Source organism: Candidatus Acidiferrales bacterium, from assembly GCA_036514995.1.
Lineage (GTDB): Bacteria > Acidobacteriota > Terriglobia > Acidiferrales > DATBWB01 > DATBWB01.
On record DATBWB010000121.1, the window covers coordinates 1 to 2,328 of the forward strand.

Here is a 2,328-nt window from a genome sequence, read left to right on the forward strand (position 1 = left end):
CAGTAGAAATTGTGCTGCCCAGCGCGCAATTGAACGACGTGCTGAAGTCACTCACAGTGATTGACCTCGGGCGGGGACAGGTGGCGGGAGTGACGTACGATTCGACTGCGCCGCTCGGCCGGCGGCTGGCCGAACTGCCCATCAACCTGGGTTCGGCCCAAGGTCTAGTGGATTTTCTGAACCAAATACGCGGCACTGAAGTCGAGATTCGCGCCCCGGGCGGGCCGGTCACCGGCAAGCTGATGGGCGCCGAGCTGAGAACCCGTTCCACTGGGCCGGGGGCAACGACCCAGGTGGTGCAGTTGGCGATTTTCACGGCGGCTGGAGAAGTGCGAGTGGTGGAACTGGAGTCGGCCGGGGCGCTGCGGCTGGTGGAAAGGGAACTCGCGAGCGACGTCGGCCGCTACCTCGACCTGCTCAATTCGGCGCACCAGCGCGACGTCCGCCGGCTGAAGATCCAGACCACCGGCTCGGGTGCCCGCAAGCTCTACGTCAGCTATACCTCGGAGGCGCCCATCTGGAAGACTACCTACCGCATCGTGCTCGACGAAAAGCAGAAACCGCTCCTCCAGGGCTGGGCCATCGTGGATAACACCACGCCGATGGACTGGGAGCAGGTGGAGCTGTCGCTCGTGGCCGGCGCCCCGGTGAGCTTTGTGCAGAACCTCTCCCAGCCGCTCTACGCCCGCCGGCCGGTCGTCCCTCTGCCCGAGGGTTTCCAAGTGACGCCCCAAACGCATGAAGCCACCTTGGAAGAGCCGCTACCTACAGCGAAACCCGCTCCTGCTGAGGCTGCTCAGGAAGCCGATGAAGCAAAGGAAGCGCGGCGGGACAGGGCAATGAAGATGGCGGCCGAGGCTCCAGCGGCCCTGTCGGCTGGGATCGCCGGTGGGCGCCTGGGTGACGTGATGCGTCAGGCGGCCCCCGAGGCAGCGCGGGCGCAGGCGCTCGGCGAGCAGTTCGAATACAAGCTGCGACAGCCGGTGACCATTCGGCGCAACCAGTCGGCGCTGCTGCCTATCATTCACACCGAAGTCGAGGGCGAGAAGGTGTCGCTTTACAACGAAGCCACAAGAGAGCGCCGGCCGTGGCTGGCCGTTTGGCTCAAGAATGCGAGCAGCCTGACGCTCGACGCCGGCTCGTTCACGGTGATTGATTCGAGCGCCTTTGCGGGCGAAGGTTTGACGGAAACGATCAACCCGCAGGAGCGCCGCCTGCTGAGCTATGCGCTCGATCTGGGCGTCGAGGTGAGCACCAACCGCGGCACCGATCGCGAGCGCGTCGAGCGAGTGGAAATCCTCAAAGGTGTGATGCGATTCCACACGAAAGTTGTGGAGAAGAAGACCTACACCATCCGCAACAATGACGAGAAGCCGCGCACGGTAGTCGTCGAGCACCCGGTGCGCCCCAACTGGACGCTGGTCGAAACTCCGGCGGCGGCCGAATCAAGCGCTACTTTCCATCGCTTCCGCATCGAGGCCAAGCCCAAGACCACCACCGAGTTTGCTGTGCGCGAGGAGAATCCCCAGCAGACGACCTATGCGCTCGCGAATATCACGCCCGAGCAAATCGCTCTCTGGGTGCGGCAGAAGACCATTGACGCGGAAATCGAGCGGGCGCTTGGACGCATCGTGGCCAAGAAGAATGAGATTGACGACTTGAACAAGAAGATTGCGCGGCTCGAAGCTGAGCAGAACGAAATCTTCCGCGACCAGGAGCGCGTCCGCGGAAACCTCCAGCGCCTGGGGCAGACGCCTGACGAAGCAAACCTCCGCTTGCGCTATATCCGTCAACTCGAGCAGCAGGAGAACCGCCTCGGAGCGCTGCGGGCCGAACGTGCCCGGCTCGAAGACGCCCGCGCCACCGCTCAGAAGCAACTCGATGAAATGCTCCAAAACCTGACGTTTGACCGGAAGTTGTAGGGCCCTGGCTTGGTTGTTCTCTGCCGTTGTGTTGGGGTTCTTGCTCCCTCGGCCCCCAGGCAGGTGCCTGGGGGCTCGGCGCGGTCTAATACCGCGCGGGCTTTTCGTCAGGTCGGGGCTTCAGCCCTGACGTTCAGGGGCCATCACTGTTCGGCTTTAGCCGCTGGGGCTTCTGGCCTCAGGGCCTAAAGGTCAACAACACTATTCCCTATTCCCTCGCTACGGCACGGTTAAAACCGTGCCCTGACCCTTCGACCCATCTGACGCTGAGCCCGGTGGCACCTGCCACCGGGCCTTCGTACCCCCCAGGCTGGTGCCTGGGGGCTCGGCGATGTTCGGCCTACCGGCGTAGGCGTTGCCGGAAGCGGATGGGCGTGCCGGTGAAATCGAAGGCTTCGCGGATGCG

General features: G+C 63.7%; 1 protein-coding gene. It reads left to right on the forward strand.

Annotation, left to right across the window (positions count from 1 at the left end):
- On the forward strand, positions 1-1,922 hold a 1,922-nt coding region (locus VIH17_08720; GenBank protein ID HEY4683318.1), incomplete at its 5' end, for a DUF4139 domain-containing protein.
- Positions 1,923-2,328: the final 406 nt, after the last annotated feature.